The sequence below is a fragment of the Actinomycetota bacterium genome (assembly GCA_041658625.1).
Lineage (GTDB): Bacteria > Actinomycetota > JAHEXW01 > JAHEXW01 > JAHEXW01 > JBAZZW01.
The window spans coordinates 816,692-830,750 of sequence record JBAZZW010000001.1; the positions used below are offsets into that span (position 1 = coordinate 816,692).

Here is a 14,059-nt window from a genome sequence, read left to right on the forward strand (position 1 = left end):
ATAATAGAACGATGTCTAGAAAACCATACCTGAGATGGACCTTAACCTTGGCCGGGGTGGCCGCGCCGATTGTGTTGGTGACATATCTGTCCAGCCAGCACGGCATGATGGATGTCATCAGGGATTACCTGCCGCTCAAACGCAATATGTACATTTTGCTGGGTACCAGCTTGCTCGCGTTAATCGCGCTGTGCGCGGACATTCTTGAAAGACGCAGCCGGGGGCTGGCGGCCGCGATATCGGGCTCGTTGACCTGGGCCATGATAGTTGTCTCTTTCACGCTGTGCGCCGCTTTCGCCGCTTATATTTTTACCCCCGCGTTCAACGGCTCTGGTGATACGCCGCCTCAATTAATGATGATAGAGTCCCAAGCGCCTAAAGGGATGCCGGGATTGGCCGTGGTGTTTTACACTGACAAACCGACCGGGAATACGATTGTCTGGGGCGAGGTCGGGGGCAAGTTGTTTTCGACCAGGGAAAAAATCGCGTCAAATAAGCACTGGTTTCGCTTAGACGGTTTACAGCCGGATAATGAATATATGTACGCGGTGAACAGCCAGAAACCGGTCTGGTTCAGAACGCCCCCAAACGACGGACAACCGATCTGGTTTGCCGCGGGCGGCGATGTTCATTTCGGGAACAAAACAAGTAATCCGGCCGCCACCAAGGCGCTCTTGGCGCAAATTGCCAAACCGACCAACGGGTACGACGCTTTTTTCCTTCTCGGTGATATGGTTCAACTTGGTATCAACGACTCCATCTGGCGGGAAACCGCGCGGCAGTTCGCGCCGTACACCCGGTCTATTCCGACGGTCGTACTACCGGGTAATCACGATACGATGCTGGGCGGATTGCCGTTGTTTGAGAAATATCAGAAACCGCCAGGCCAAAGCGGCCAAGATTTATGGCAACGGATTGATATAGGAAACACCCATTTCCTGCTGCTGGACCTGGAATGGGAGCTGCAGACGTATACCGTCGAGGAAAAGACTTGGCTAATTGACGAACTGGAGACCATCCCGAAAGATGACTGGACAATCGTTATGAGCCACACGTTCTACTATTCCTCCGGCGCCATTGAGGACGGCTGGCCTTGGTATGACAACAAATCGGTTATCAAGGAGTTGACGCCGGTCTTTGAAAAATACGGCGTCGATATCGTGATGTCAGGCCACAAACACGACAACGAGCTGTTGAAAAAGAACGGTGTGACTTATGTTGTCTCGGGCGCGTTGGGGGGCGAGCCGCATAAACTGCTGACCTATAGGTCGCTGGCCAGCGTATGGCTGAAAACCGGCGCTTACGCTTTTGCCGACGTCACGATCAACGGCAATCTGGCGACGATATCTTTCATCGACCAAAACGGAAAGTCGTTGTACCGGACAACGATAAAAAAGCAGACGCCATAATATTCCATCTAGCGGCGTGGGCTCCGTATAAGGTAAAATGTCGGCGGGGGTAGCGAATAATGGAGATGCCGGCGGCCCAGCCGCAAACGCAAGTCCAAACTCAAACACAACCGGCGCCGGTCAAACCGCAGGCGCCGAAAAGCCGCCGGGGTTGCGTAACCTGTCTGATAATCACCCTTGTCATCCTTCTTCTCTTGACGTGTTGCTGTTCCTGCAGCCTGTTCGGCATGCTCAGCTTGGCCGGCGCCAAAGGCCAACCGGGAACTATCCTCAAACCTTCCGGCGGCAGCTCCGGGACCAAGATGGAAGCCAGCAGTCTGGCCATTCCGACCGGACTTAAAGCGGCCGCGACCGACGCGGCCATCAAGCTTGACTGGGATTCGATCAGCGACGCCAAGAACATTCGCATCTACCGGAGCGAAAAGCCGGGCCAGGGTTTTACCAAGCTTGATAAGGTCGAGAGCCCCGCTTCCAACTATAAAGACGGAACCGCGAAAAAGGGCACGACATATTACTACGTAATTACGGCTCTCGCGTCATCCGGAGCGGAAAGCGCCAACTCGGCTCAAGTCGCCGCCGTTATAGATGTCGCGCCGTTGGTGCCCAAGGGCATTTACTCCTGGAAGGACGTCAAAGCCAAAGCCGACGCCGACGCGGAATATCTGCGGGTGTTGACCAAAGTAACCGGGATGACTATGAGTGATGTCAATCGCGAGGTGGAGCGGGAGAAGGCCGGCCAGTCGATCAAGGTCACACTGCTAAAGGGAACAATTATCACCAACACGATGGAAGACTACCGCATCGTGCCGAATTTCACTCTGACCTATGACCGCGAAGCATTATGCGACGCTAACGAGATCCCGCGCGTCTTGACGAAGTGCGGCAACCCGATGAAGACGCAGGCGCCGGTAACCCCGACCGCCGTTTTGATTCAACAGGTCCAGATCTTCATCACGAATGTCGTGATGATTTTCCCGCCGAATGTAACCAACGTCTTGATTAACACCGGTCAGTCAGCCAATAACGTGATGGTAGCTGTTATCCCGACAGTCATCCTCGTCGATTTCGGCCCGGATTTCAGTCCGCCGCCGCCGACTGTGTTCGTCGACCCGGCCACGTTCGGGGATGACCTGTATGATCCGGAGACGGACATCAATCTAGAAGAAGGCCAGCAGTGGATAAACGAAGGCAAACTGCTGATTACGGCCAATCCGCCCGATCCCGCCCCGAGTCAAAGCGTCACCATGACGGTTAGAATATTTCCAGCTGAAGCCGGCGTTATGATGGATTACAGCATGGTCGGAACCGACGGTTACAGCACGTCAGGAACGGGGACAACCGATAAGAACGGAGAGTTTTCGTTTACCATCCCGGGCGGCGGAGCCGAGGTTCACGATACGGTTACGGTAACTGTTCCGTCCAAGAGCAACCTTGGCGGGACGGTCGAATACACCTTCTGATTTATCCATTCTTCTCACCAAGCCGATATCAATCATGGGCTGTTCTATATTCGACACGAGGGGGCGGGACACTATGAGAATCCACAGACTTTTTATCGTTCTGGTTTGCGTAGGGCTACTGGCTTTCCTCGGATTGGCTTGTTGCTGCCCGACGGCTTTTCCGGTCGGGCCTTGGTCCGAATCGGTGGGCTCCAACTCTACGTCGGTCGCGGTGCCCAAGCTTGATATCACCTATCCCGTCCAGGGAGACGTCACGGATTCGTCACAAATGGAAGTCAGCGGTCTTACCGATTCTGACGCGAGCCTCTCCGTAAACGGCAAGAGTCTCACGGTTTACTCCGACGGAAGTTTCAAAGGTGTAGTCGAACTGCAGCCGGGAGAGAACAGCCTTATCTTCACGGCGATCCGGCCGGGAGGCGATCCCGCCATACGAGAAATAACTGTCACTTCAAACTGTTCCACCTGAGGCTAGCCGCTGGCTGCCGGTCGGCAGCAAAATATGATAGAATTGACCAATGGTGATTAATATTGACTAAAGACATAATGGACGTCAAAGAAGTAGCGGCTTATATGGGTTTCAGCCCGACCAAGATATACCGCATGTTAACCTCAGGCGAGATTCCACACATCAAAGTCGGCGGTCAGTATAGATTCCCCAAGGCGGTGATCGACGATTGGCTGGCCGGGAAGCTTGAGGTACCGGCAGTCGGTAAGGCTACCAGGGCAACGAAGACTACGAGGACTACACAGTCCGTTGCGGGGAAGGAAGTGCGGGTGGAGGATGAGATTGTCGCCCATTTAGCCGCCTTTAACAAGACCGGCGCCGCGGCCGAGCGCAAGCAGGCGAAAAAAGTAATGACGCTTAATATGGACAAATTGGACTGGCAATATCTCGCGGGCAGAGCTCAAGAGGCCGGGGCGTTGGACGAAGCAATCACGGTTGAGAAAGAGATCAACCAAGGCGGCTAAGCCCGAAGGCCGCTAAGAGATTTGACCGCCAGCCTGACCTGTGTTGCTGACAGTACCGGTGGAAACAAGAAGTACCCAGGCCAGACAGAAAAATGCAATCCCCAAGACGGTTAACGCAATCCCCGCGATAGCCCACTTTCTTTGGACTTCCTGGAATTCCTGGATGCTGTCCCAGCGTTTGTTTTTCCACGCCCATTCGTTCCCTTTTATCAGGAGTACCCAGGGCATGACATAGTAGCCGCCGGGAACGAAGACAAGAAACGAAAGCCAGACGCGGTTACCGATACCCCAAATCCAGGTCATTAAGAACGCGCCCCAGTTGACGCCCTCCAATTCTGCCGGTAGGGATGACATCGAGCCCTGCCCTGAGTTGTCGGCGAACATACCCTCCACAGGAATGTCTCCGGGATAGGTGCCGGAGGGCACAGAACGCTCCAAGGTTCGGCCGCTTCGCGCGGCCTGATCCGGCATTTGGGAGCCGCGCGCGGCCATAGAAGAGACAGGATGCCCCCGGTCGCAGCGTCCGTTGGCGTCCAGATAGACGAATTTCTTACACTCTGTGCAGAAGGCGGCGCCCTCCTTGGAGGCTTTGGTTTTGTCAACGGGCGCCGAGGCCGCGGCTTGATCCGGTGCGGACGGCTGTTCAGAGGGGGCGGCAGGAAGCTCGGCCGGCTCGGCGGGCGAGTCCGGAACCTTAGCCAGTTTGCCGCATAAGGTGCAGATTTCTTCGCGGTCCGATAGCTCGGCGCCGCAGTGCACGCAATTCAAATATGCCTCCTTAATGTACAGTGCTCTGATGTGTATAATACAGGTATCCAGTCTGCCCCTCAAGGAGGCAACGTGCCTGAAGATTCCTGGGCCTACAAGGATGCGGGCGTCGATATCGAAGCCGGCGCCGCTGCCGTTGACGTCATCAAAGAACTGGTCAAGAAAACAAGCCGACCTGGCGTCGTTGGCGGCATAGGCGGATTCGGCGGACTTTTCAGGTTGGAACCGGACCGTTACGACGACCCCCTGCTCGTATCCTCGACCGACGGAGTCGGGACTAAGGTCAAAATCGCCCAGGAAGCCGGCGTGCATGACACTATCGGCATCGACTTGGTGGCGATGTGCGTCAACGATATCGTGGTCATGGGGGCGGAGCCATTGTTCTTCCTCGACTACATAGCTTGCGGCAAGCTTGAAGTTTCCCTGGTAACGGCGTTGGTCAAAGGAATCAGTGACGGATGCGTCGAAGCCGGCTGCGCGCTTCTGGGCGGCGAGACGGCCGAGATGCCCGACATGTATAAAGTAGGCGAGTATGATCTGGCAGGATTTACGGTCGGCGTGGTTGAGAAAAGTAAGGTCATTGACGGATCGGCTATCACCGATGGCGACGTAATCATAGGGTTGCCCTCATCCGGTATTCATAGTAACGGATATTCGCTGGTCAGAAAGTTGCTGCCAGAACCCGACCCGGCGCTTCAGAAACAGTTGTTAACCCCGACCAGAATTTACGTCAAACAGATTCTGGAATTAGTAAGAGAAACGACAGTCCATGGTATCGCCCATATAACAGGCGGCGGCTTAGTCGACAACGTAGCCAGGCTTCTACCGGAAGGAACCGCGGCGGTTTTAAACACAGATGCCTGGAAGACGCCGGAACTCTTTGCTATGCTCCAAAGACAGGGCAACGTCAAACGGACAGAGATGTTCACGGTCTTTAACATGGGCATCGGTATGGCCATAATACTGCCAGTTCAAGAGGCAGAAAAGGCGGGAAGGTTACTGCAAGCCCTGGGCGAGGAATATTTTGTGATCGGACAAATTGCCAAAGGCCGCGGAAACGTAGTTCTGGGGGGTTCTTAAGGTGTTCGATTTCATCGGTTTCGGCGCTTTGAACGTAGACCTGATTTATGTAGTCGACGACCTAAGCAACATAAAGGTCTGCGGCCGTGACTGCGAACCGGGGGGCGAGGTCTTCTGCAACATAGGTGAATTCAACGACGTTCAGCAGCTCTTGAAAACCCACGGCAAGTTTGTGAGCCGCAGCCCCGGCGGAAGCGCCGCCAACACCGCCGTTGCCATGAGCCGGCTCGGCTATAAAGCCGGTTATATCGGCCAGGTGGGCGAGGATGAAAACGGTGACTTCCTCCTGGAAAACATGGCCGGCGTCGACACTTCGCGGATTAAACGGGGCGGTGAGGCGGGCGTAACGATCGTTTTATTGGACCCGAACGGCGAGCGGACAATCATCGTTCTACCAAACGCCAACGACGATTTCTCTTACGCCGATATCGATACGAACTATGCGGCGGACACAAAATTTCTTCACTTGACCTCGTTTGCGGGTGAGACGCCGACGGAAGCTCAGATTAAGTTGGCTCAAGCGCTTGGCAACGGCGTCAAAATAAGCTTTGACCCGGGCGAGATCCACACCCAAAAGGGTTTAGTGAAGATGATGCCTGTCTTTAAGAAAAGCCACACCGTGTTTATCACGGACCGTGAGGTAAGGTTGTTGACCGGCGAGGACTATGTCGACGGGACTCACGAGATCCTGAATTACGGACCCGAGGTTGTTGTCTGCAAGCTGGGGAAAATCGGCTCATATGTTCTTACGCGCAAAGAGGAATTCGGGGTGCCCGCCGAAGAGGTTAAGGCGATTGACAAGACCGGCGCGGGTGACGTCTACGCGGCCGGCTTCATCGGCGGGATGATCAAGAAATTGCCGCTGATGCAGTGCGCTCAACTGGGCAATAAGGCCGCGGCTACAAGTATAACCGGTTGGGGTCGTGAGAACTATCCCGATCAGTCGCTTTTCTCCGGAGTCGGGTGATGACGCTTAAACTGGGTTGGTTTTCCACCGGTCGGGACCGGGTGGCGCTCGACCTTTTTGAAATCGTCTACGAGGCCATAGCGGATGGGACTATCGATGCCGAGATGGCCTTTTGCTTTTGCAATCGCGACAACGGCGAAGCCCCGGAAAGCGACGAGTTTATCGCGACGGGCCTGGGCCACGGTGTTCCGGTAATCGCGATGAGTTCGGACGCGTTTGAGCCGGCGCGCCGCATGGAGGGCAGGCAAGACGTGGCTACACTAGAGGCCTGGCGGCTGGATTACGACCGCGCTGTTATGCACGCGATAGACGGACGGTCGGCCGACATCGTCGTCTTGGCCGGATATATGCTGATTGTCGGTCCTGAGATGTGCGTCCGCTACAACATGGTCAACCTACATCCGGCCTTGCCGGACGGGCCGACAGGCACTTGGCAGCAGGTAATAAACCAGTTACTGGAGACCGGAGCCCGGGAAACCGGAGCAATGATGCACCTGGTGACGACGGAGCTGGACCGAGGACCGGCGATCGCGTATTTCAAAATACCGGTCCGCGGCGGGTTCGACCAGATCCGCCACGACGGCGTAATCAGGGAGTTGCCATTGCTCCTGCTAACCCTCAAGGAATTCGCGGACGGCCATCTACAGATAAGGGAAGGAAAGATTTATGCCGGCGGACAAGAACTCAAGACAGGCTATGACCTGACCGGCAAGGTAGAGGCTTGGCTTGAAAGTGAGACGAAATGAGCAGGCAATTTGTCACCGATTGTGAAGGACCTGTTTCATTAAACGATAACGCCATGGAGATGGCCGCGGAATTCATCCCGAACGGTGCCAAGTTTTTCACCAAAATCAGCCGTTACGACGATTATCTGGTAGATATCGTCCACAAGCCCGGGTATAAAGCCGGCGACACCTTACGGCTGATTATCCCGTTCTTTAAGGCCTACGGGGTTACCAAAGCGATGATGGAGGATTATTCACGGCAGAATATTATGTTCGTACCGGGCGCGCAAGCGACTTTGCACCGGGTGCTACAGGAGATGGAAGCCTTTATCATTTCCACGAGCTATCACCCTTACATCCAGGCCTTATGTGAAGTGGCGGCATTCCCGATCGAGAACACTTACTCCACGGAGATAAATATTGACCATTATGTCTTATCGAAAACCGACGAGAAGCGGATCAAGGAGATAAAAGAAGAGATCGACGAGATGCCGGAATACGACCTTCCGCCGGAGGCCAAGCATTTTGACGAGCTGCCGGAAGAAAGCCGGAAAACGATTGCTCTACTGCAGCACGTATTCTGGGAAGAGCTGCCGAAAATGCACGCCGGGGCGCTTCTGACAAGCATAAATCCAATCGGCGGCCCGGAAAAAGCGCGGGCTTTGGACGATAGCTTGCTCCGAACCGGCAATGAAATTTCCGAAGTCATGTACGTCGGCGACAGCATTACCGATGTCCAGGTTTTTCAAGAGGTGAAAAACGGCGGCGGCTTGGCCGTCTCGTTTAACGGGAACCGGTACGCGATCGACGCCGCGGAAATTGCCTTATACGGGGCGGGTACGCAGATAATCACGCTGGTGGCGGACGCTTTCACGGCGGGCGGAAAAGCCGAAGTAGGTCTATTGTTGAACAAAATGGATACCCACATGATGGGGAAAATCAACGCGCGCGGCGCTGTCATTATCAGTGAATCTGACAAGGAAAAAACGGTTCGAGAGAGCCAGGCTATGCGCAAAGAGATAAGAGGAATCGCGGGACAGCTCGGCTAGTCGGAAGTGAATAGTGAGAAGTTGTAGTGACAGGTGAAGTGGAGGACAAGTGGATAAGGTAAAGATTAAGAGAGCACTGATAAGTGTTTCGGACAAGACGGGCTTGGTAGACCTGGCCAAGGTCTTAGCCAAATTCGGCGCCGAGATTATTTCAACCGGCGGCACAGCCAAAGCCTTGGAGGCTGAAGGAATTAAGACAATCAACATCTCGGACGTGACCAAATTCCCGGAAATGCTGGACGGACGCGTAAAAACCCTTCACCCGGCCGTTCACGGAGGCTTGCTGGCCAGGCGCGACCTGCCGGAGCATATGAAGACGATCGAGGAGCATGGGATTATCCCGATTGACATGGTCGTCGTCAATTTGTATCCGTTTGAGGCCACGGTTGCCAAACCCGACGTGAAAAGGGAAGAGGCAATCGAGAACATCGATATCGGCGGACCGAGCATGTTGCGAAGCGCCGCTAAGAACGCAGACGCCGTCGCAGTCGTCGTTAATCCGGAGAGATACGCGCCATTGATAGAAGAGCTGGAAGCCAACGATGGAGCGCTTGGCCTGGCCACCAGGATGGAGCTTCAGAAAGAGGTCTTCAAAACGACGGCGTCTTACGACGCGGCGATTTCCCAGTATCTTGGCGACGCCGGCGAGGTCACCGATTTTCCTGACATGCTGACGCTGCGGTTCAAAAAACTGCAGGACTGCCGGTATGGCGAGAATCCTCACCAGCGGGCTGCTTACTACAGCGCGCTGGTGCCGGAACCACACGCGCTGGTTAACGCCAAGAAACTGCACGGCAAAGAGCTTTCGTTCAATAATGTGTTGGATATGAACGCGACCTGGGGCTTGGTTCACGAGTTCAACGTGCCGGCCGTCGTGGTCGTCAAACACAACAATCCCTGCGGCGTGGCGCTGTCGACGGACATTTCGGACGCCTATCGGAAAGCCTGGGATGCTGACTCATTGAGCGCCTTTGGAGGCGTCGTCGCTTTAAACCGTCCGGTTACAAAGCAGATCGCCGAGCACATGAAGGGTGTTTTTATCGAGGTAGTCGTGGCGCCCGGTTACGACGACGAGGCGCTGGCCATTCTGGAGGAGAAGAAGGACATCAGGTTGTTGGTCATGGACGCCAAACGGCCTACGCATGTCGGAGAGAAGGATTTCAAAAAGGTCGACGGCGGTTTGCTGTTGCAGGATATGGATCTGTCCCGCGAGGAACGCGACGACATGAAGGTCGCGACCAGGCGGCACCCGACCGAACAGGAATGGGAAGATCTGCTTTTCGCCTGGCGCGTCGGCAAACACGTCAAGTCGAACACCATCGTACTGGCTAAGGACATGGTGACGGTGGGCGTGGGCGCCGGACAAATGAGCCGGGTTATTTCGGCTACGATAGCCGGGATAAAAGCCGGCGAGAAAGCCAAAGGCAGTGTGCTGGCCAGCGACGCGTTCTTACCGTTCCGCGACGGAGTGGACGAAGCGGCCAAGGTGGGGGCGGTAGCGATCATCCAGCCCGGCGGCAGCGTTCGCGACGACGAGGTCATCGCGGCGGCCGATGAATTCGGTATGGCTATGGTCTTTACCGGGTACCGTCACTTCAGACACTAACTTAGGATGTCATTTGGTTAAGAAAGGTTTTCTGGAAGAGGCTAAATGCCCTTGGTGGATTTGCTGGTCGTTCGATAATCCGCTCCGCCGTCTGGTTCATAATTCCTGCCGGATCATGGAGGGGCTGGTCAACGAGGGTGACACGGCGCTTGATTTAGGATGCGGCGAAGGCTACTTCACTATTGACATGGCTTGCCTGGTCGGCGACTCCGGCCGTGTGTTCGCCGTCGATATTCAGGAACATATGTTGAAAGTCGTCCGCCGGCGCGCCAAACGGGCCGGCCTGGAATCGCGCATTGAGACGATTCTTGGTTCCCCCGACAGACTGACTATACCCGCGCCGGTCGACTTCGCGCTGGCCTTCTGGATGGTTCATGAGGTGCCGGACAAGGACAGGTTAATGGCCGAAATCGCGGCCGCCATGAAACCGGGCGGCCGCTTTTTGATCGTCGAACCGAAATGGCACGTCTCGCTGGACTCCTGGAACGAAATGATGAAGATCGCGGAAACCGCCGGCTTGCACCAAATCGAGGAACGTCCCGTCAAACTTAGCCGTGCAATCATCCTGCAGAAACAAAACACGTAGAGGCAACACTACAGTGCTCCAGGGCACGATAGTGAAGGGGTCGACTTCTGTGCTCTAGTGCACTAGAGTCGTGCACTTCAGAGGCACTTTATGTTTCCGGTCGGTAGTGCTAATCTGATGGCATAAAAAGTAAACTTTCCAGCCGGATCAACCTGCCCTTTGGAGGGTGCGCCATGAACCGGAGCATCTATCACCGGACCAGTCTGGTCGCTGTATCCGTCCTCACACTTGTCGTCTTTTTGGGTTGTTTCTGTTGGCCGAGTCTGCCCAGTCTGGTTCACCAGGGCAGTTGCGCGCCGATTCAAGCCGCCCAATCCGCCAACGGAAAAGCCGGGGCGATTCCGCCGCCGAGGCCGAAGATCGTTTATATTCACGCCGGCGACATTTGGATTATGAACGCCGACGGGAAAGAGAGCACCCAGTTGACCAAGACGACAGAGGCGGAATTCAGCCTAAGCTTTGCCCAGTACCCGGAGAAGATATGGTTCATCAAAGAGACCGGGGTGGCCGGTTCGACGCCGTACGGAGACGTCTATTCATGCGATTTGGCCGGAAAGAACGTCGCTCATATAACCGACGGGCTGAAAGTCGGATTCGCCGTGGTCTCCAACGACGGGAAAAAGCTCGCCGCGTCCATTGTCAAACAAGTCCCGGATTTGAACGCGGGCGGCCAACCGGGCGATACGGCCGATATGTGGATCCTCAGCGCGGAGAAGCAAAAGCAGACGGGTTCCGAAGACTATGTCGACCTGACGAGCAACTTGCCGTACACGCTCGGTTTAGGCAGGTACGGTTCAACCTTCGCGGCCTGGTCGCCGACGTCCGATACGCTTGCTTTCACCTATAAAAGCGACGGCAGCGCGTCTTTGGGCATATCGACAAGAGCGGTCTATACGGCGGCGGCGGACGGAACAAGCCGGATCGAAATCATCAAGAGCGCCGACGAACCCGGGTTTGACGGCCAGGGGGAACGGATTGTAGCAGTCAACGGCGCCCACTGGGATACGATGGGCGTTATCCAGACCAAAGCCGACGGCACTTCGCCTGAAGTGGTCTTGCCGATTGCTCCCGGCTCGGATGTAAGCACTACACTGTACAGCGTCTATACTCCGTTCTGGATGAACACGTACGAGGATATCACAACGCAAGTGAACATCTTTTATGCGAAGACGACGCACCCGGCGCCTCCCGGCGAACCGGTTAACACACTGGAACGCTTCGATACCCAGAAGAAGACAACCTCGGTCGTGGCCACCCAAAACGGCGCCGACAAAACAATCACCCACGCCTCCGGTGAGAATTACAAAAACCTCATTGCCTTCCAAGTTGGCCGGTCCGATTCATCGGGGGGCGGCAACGCGTCGATCTGGACGGTTAAGCCGGACGGCACGGGTTTGACGCAGCTGACGCAGGGGACCGACGATAGCGAACCCATTTGGGCAGAGGACAACAGCTGGTGGAGAGGGGAAGGCGGTACCGCCAAGGCCAACAAATGCCATTGGCCGTACCAGAATAAAACGATTCAGTTCTGAGTTATTTCCCGCGGATCTCGTCGAGCATGTTCATCCGGGTAACCATCAACGCCGGAATCAACCCGGAAATCAGGGCGACAAACATGATTATTTCCGCGCGAATGATGAAACTGGCGTAGTTGACGACCAGATGAGCGTCACCCAGCGGCAATGAAAACGGATATTTAATAAAGTAAGGCACAAGAATGGCGAAGAACATCCCCGTCCCCATTAAAACGCCCATCGCCGAGTAGATCGTGCTCTGCATAATATATACGGAGTGAATAAGATACGGGCGGACACCCAGCGCGCGCAGGACCCCGATTTGCTGGCGTTTATTGCTTACGTCGATGTAGATTACGATGAAGATCGTGATGGCCGCGATCAGGGTGGCGACCAGGCTCAACAGAACGTCGATGCTGACAAAGCTTTTGGTGACGTTCTTCATTAAGCCTCTTTGGTCAACCCACGTCTCGATTACCCCGGTAACGCCGGCGGCTTTCAATCGTTCCATGACCGCGGCTTCGTCGCCGTTCTTGTCGGTCTTTACAAGAATGCTCGTCGGTTTGTTCTTGAGCGCAGGAGCGATATCGCGCAGGCCTTTAAGCGTGATAAAGGTCTGCATGTCGCTCTCGACAAAATTCGCGTGGAAGACGCCGCGGACCGTCATTTCCGTCTCGCCCGTCGCCGTCTGGACTTTTATCTTGTCTCCGACCTTAGCTTTGAAGCCCCGGTTTTCCGTGTTGTCCCCGCCGGCGGCCTCGTAACCGAGGAGAATACCGTCACGGTCGTTCGGGTTAAGATACCGGCCGTCCTTAATAAGATTCTTAATCTCGGTGATGTTCTTCTCATCTTGCGGATCGATCGCGATAACGCGGAAAGCTCCTTTGACGTTCTTGGAAATCAGCGTGGCCGGAACGGTGTAGTGGGCGGACGCGGCGGCGACTCCGCCGGTGTGGCGGATCGCGTTAAGCACGGCGGTCGAATCCTTGATGGTGTCCTCTCCTTTGGGCGGGAAAACGATAATGTTGCCGGCCAGGGTGTTAATTATTTGAGAATCGGAAACATCGATTATGCCGTTAAAAAGCGAGGTGACGAAGACCAGGTTGATAAAGGCGATCGCCATCAGGAAGATAATCAAGAGCAGCGTCCATTTGCTGCCGCGGATGATATGCCGGTTGATGAGGAAGAAAGGGATTTTCCATTCGTGCATTAGGCGACCTTCCCGTCGACCAGGTTTATCAACTGTGTCGCGTAGTGCGTTTCGTCCTGTTCGTGCGTGATCATCACTAAAGTGTGGTGCTCCTCGGTATTCAGCGACTGAAAGAGTTCCATGATGCCTTCGGCGGCGATAGAGTCCAGGTTAGCGGTCGGCTCGTCAGCGAAAATCACGGCTGGATTGTTAATAAGCGCTCTGGCGATGGCGATTTTCTGCTGTTCACCGCCCGAACATTGGCGGGGAAGGTTGTTGACGCGGTGGGCGACGCCGACGCGGTCCAGAAGGTCCAATGCGCGGGCCCGGGCTTCTTGGCGCGACGCGACCATCATAGCCGGCAGCATGACATTCTCCAGCGCGGTCAGCTCCGCCATCAACGCGTATTCCTGAAAAATGTAGCCAAGTTCCCGCACGCGCATGCCGGCCCGCTCCTTCTCAGACATCATGAGCACGTCACGGCCGCTGAAGACGATCGAGCCGGAATCAGGACGGTCCAGCAACCCAAGCTGATGCAAAAGGGTTGATTTGCCGCTGCCGTTGCGGCCGGTGATGATAAAGAACTCGCCGTCTTGAATAGTCAACGAGACGCCGTTTAATGCTGTAACGGAGATTTCACCTAGGTCGTAGGTCTTGTAGATGTCGTCGACCTTGATGATGGGTTCAGTAGCCATGCGTTCATTCTAACATTTATTGAATTGCCCTCGTCGGGCGTG

General features: G+C 55.2%; 14 protein-coding genes. 11 read left to right on the forward strand and 3 right to left on the reverse strand.

Annotated features, from left to right (window positions below; all coding sequences use genetic code 11):
- The first annotated feature begins 11 nt into the window (after positions 1-11).
- From WC891_04200 to WC891_04215, 4 genes are all read left to right on the forward strand, one after another.
- Positions 12-1,409 (forward strand): metallophosphoesterase family protein, encoded by a 1,398-nt coding sequence (locus tag WC891_04200; protein ID MFA5867153.1) that lies wholly within the window; start codon positions 12-14, stop codon positions 1,407-1,409.
- 59 nt (positions 1,410-1,468) lie between these two features.
- On the forward strand, positions 1,469-2,869 hold the full coding sequence (locus WC891_04205; protein MFA5867154.1) for a hypothetical protein: 1,401 nt from the start codon (positions 1,469-1,471) through the stop codon (positions 2,867-2,869).
- Between the two features lie 73 nt (positions 2,870-2,942).
- Positions 2,943-3,335, forward strand: coding sequence for a hypothetical protein (locus tag WC891_04210; GenBank protein MFA5867155.1), 393 nt, complete (start codon positions 2,943-2,945; stop codon positions 3,333-3,335).
- A gap of 62 nt (positions 3,336-3,397) precedes the next feature.
- Entirely contained in the window at positions 3,398-3,838 is a 441-nt protein-coding gene (locus tag WC891_04215; GenBank protein MFA5867156.1) for a helix-turn-helix domain-containing protein, read from the forward strand.
- Between the two features lie 12 nt (positions 3,839-3,850).
- Here the strand turns inward: WC891_04215 and WC891_04220 are convergent, their stop codons facing one another.
- Positions 3,851-4,606: a hypothetical protein gene (locus tag WC891_04220; protein ID MFA5867157.1), complete on the reverse strand. Its 756-nt coding sequence runs from the start codon at positions 4,604-4,606 to the stop codon at positions 3,851-3,853.
- Positions 4,607-4,678: 72 nt separating this feature from the next.
- Here WC891_04220 and purM point away from each other — a divergent pair, with 72 nt between their 5' ends.
- From purM to WC891_04255, 7 genes are all read left to right on the forward strand, one after another.
- Positions 4,679-5,686 (forward strand): phosphoribosylformylglycinamidine cyclo-ligase, encoded by a 1,008-nt coding sequence (gene purM / locus WC891_04225; protein ID MFA5867158.1) that lies wholly within the window; start codon positions 4,679-4,681, stop codon positions 5,684-5,686.
- 1 nt (position 5,687) lies between these two features.
- Positions 5,688-6,653, forward strand: a complete 966-nt coding sequence (locus WC891_04230) for a carbohydrate kinase family protein (GenBank protein ID MFA5867159.1) — start codon at positions 5,688-5,690, stop codon at positions 6,651-6,653.
- Positions 6,653-7,399 (forward strand): formyltransferase family protein, encoded by a 747-nt coding sequence (locus tag WC891_04235; GenBank protein ID MFA5867160.1) that lies wholly within the window; start codon positions 6,653-6,655, stop codon positions 7,397-7,399. Before WC891_04230 ends, WC891_04235 begins: the two co-directional genes overlap by 1 nt.
- On the forward strand, positions 7,396-8,427 hold the full coding sequence (locus WC891_04240) for a hypothetical protein (GenBank protein ID MFA5867161.1): 1,032 nt from the start codon (positions 7,396-7,398) through the stop codon (positions 8,425-8,427). Before WC891_04235 ends, WC891_04240 begins: the two co-directional genes overlap by 4 nt.
- Before the next feature lie 49 nt (positions 8,428-8,476).
- Entirely contained in the window at positions 8,477-10,033 is a 1,557-nt protein-coding gene (gene purH, locus WC891_04245; GenBank protein ID MFA5867162.1) for a bifunctional phosphoribosylaminoimidazolecarboxamide formyltransferase/IMP cyclohydrolase, read from the forward strand.
- A 13-nt stretch (positions 10,034-10,046) separates the two neighbouring features.
- Complete coding sequence (locus tag WC891_04250; protein ID MFA5867163.1) at positions 10,047-10,619, forward strand: methyltransferase domain-containing protein; 573 nt, start codon at positions 10,047-10,049, stop codon at positions 10,617-10,619.
- 173 nt (positions 10,620-10,792) lie between these two features.
- Entirely contained in the window at positions 10,793-12,151 is a 1,359-nt protein-coding gene (locus tag WC891_04255) for a hypothetical protein (GenBank protein MFA5867164.1), read from the forward strand.
- A gap of 1 nt (position 12,152) precedes the next feature.
- On the opposite strand, the gene WC891_04260 is transcribed toward WC891_04255, so the two are convergent.
- Both WC891_04260 and WC891_04265 read right to left on the reverse strand, forming a co-directional pair.
- Positions 12,153-13,343: an ABC transporter permease gene (locus WC891_04260; protein MFA5867165.1), complete on the reverse strand. Its 1,191-nt coding sequence runs from the start codon at positions 13,341-13,343 to the stop codon at positions 12,153-12,155.
- Positions 13,343-14,017: an ABC transporter ATP-binding protein gene (locus WC891_04265; GenBank protein MFA5867166.1), complete on the reverse strand. Its 675-nt coding sequence runs from the start codon at positions 14,015-14,017 to the stop codon at positions 13,343-13,345. Before WC891_04265 ends, WC891_04260 begins: the two co-directional genes overlap by 1 nt.
- Positions 14,018-14,059: the final 42 nt, after the last annotated feature.

Coding starts and splice junctions, on each gene's coding strand:
- WC891_04265 (MFA5867166.1), bottom strand. CDS start 14,017: ATGGCTACTGAACCCATCATCAAGGTCGACGACATCTACAAGACCTAC.
- WC891_04235 (MFA5867160.1), top strand. CDS start 6,653: ATGACGCTTAAACTGGGTTGGTTTTCCACCGGTCGGGACCGGGTGGCG.
- WC891_04260 (MFA5867165.1), bottom strand. CDS start 13,343: ATGCACGAATGGAAAATCCCTTTCTTCCTCATCAACCGGCATATCATC.
- WC891_04210 (MFA5867155.1), top strand. CDS start 2,943: ATGAGAATCCACAGACTTTTTATCGTTCTGGTTTGCGTAGGGCTACTG.
- WC891_04240 (MFA5867161.1), top strand. CDS start 7,396: ATGAGCAGGCAATTTGTCACCGATTGTGAAGGACCTGTTTCATTAAAC.
- WC891_04255 (MFA5867164.1), top strand. CDS start 10,793: ATGAACCGGAGCATCTATCACCGGACCAGTCTGGTCGCTGTATCCGTC.
- WC891_04200 (MFA5867153.1), top strand. CDS start 12: ATGTCTAGAAAACCATACCTGAGATGGACCTTAACCTTGGCCGGGGTG.
- WC891_04205 (MFA5867154.1), top strand. CDS start 1,469: ATGGAGATGCCGGCGGCCCAGCCGCAAACGCAAGTCCAAACTCAAACA.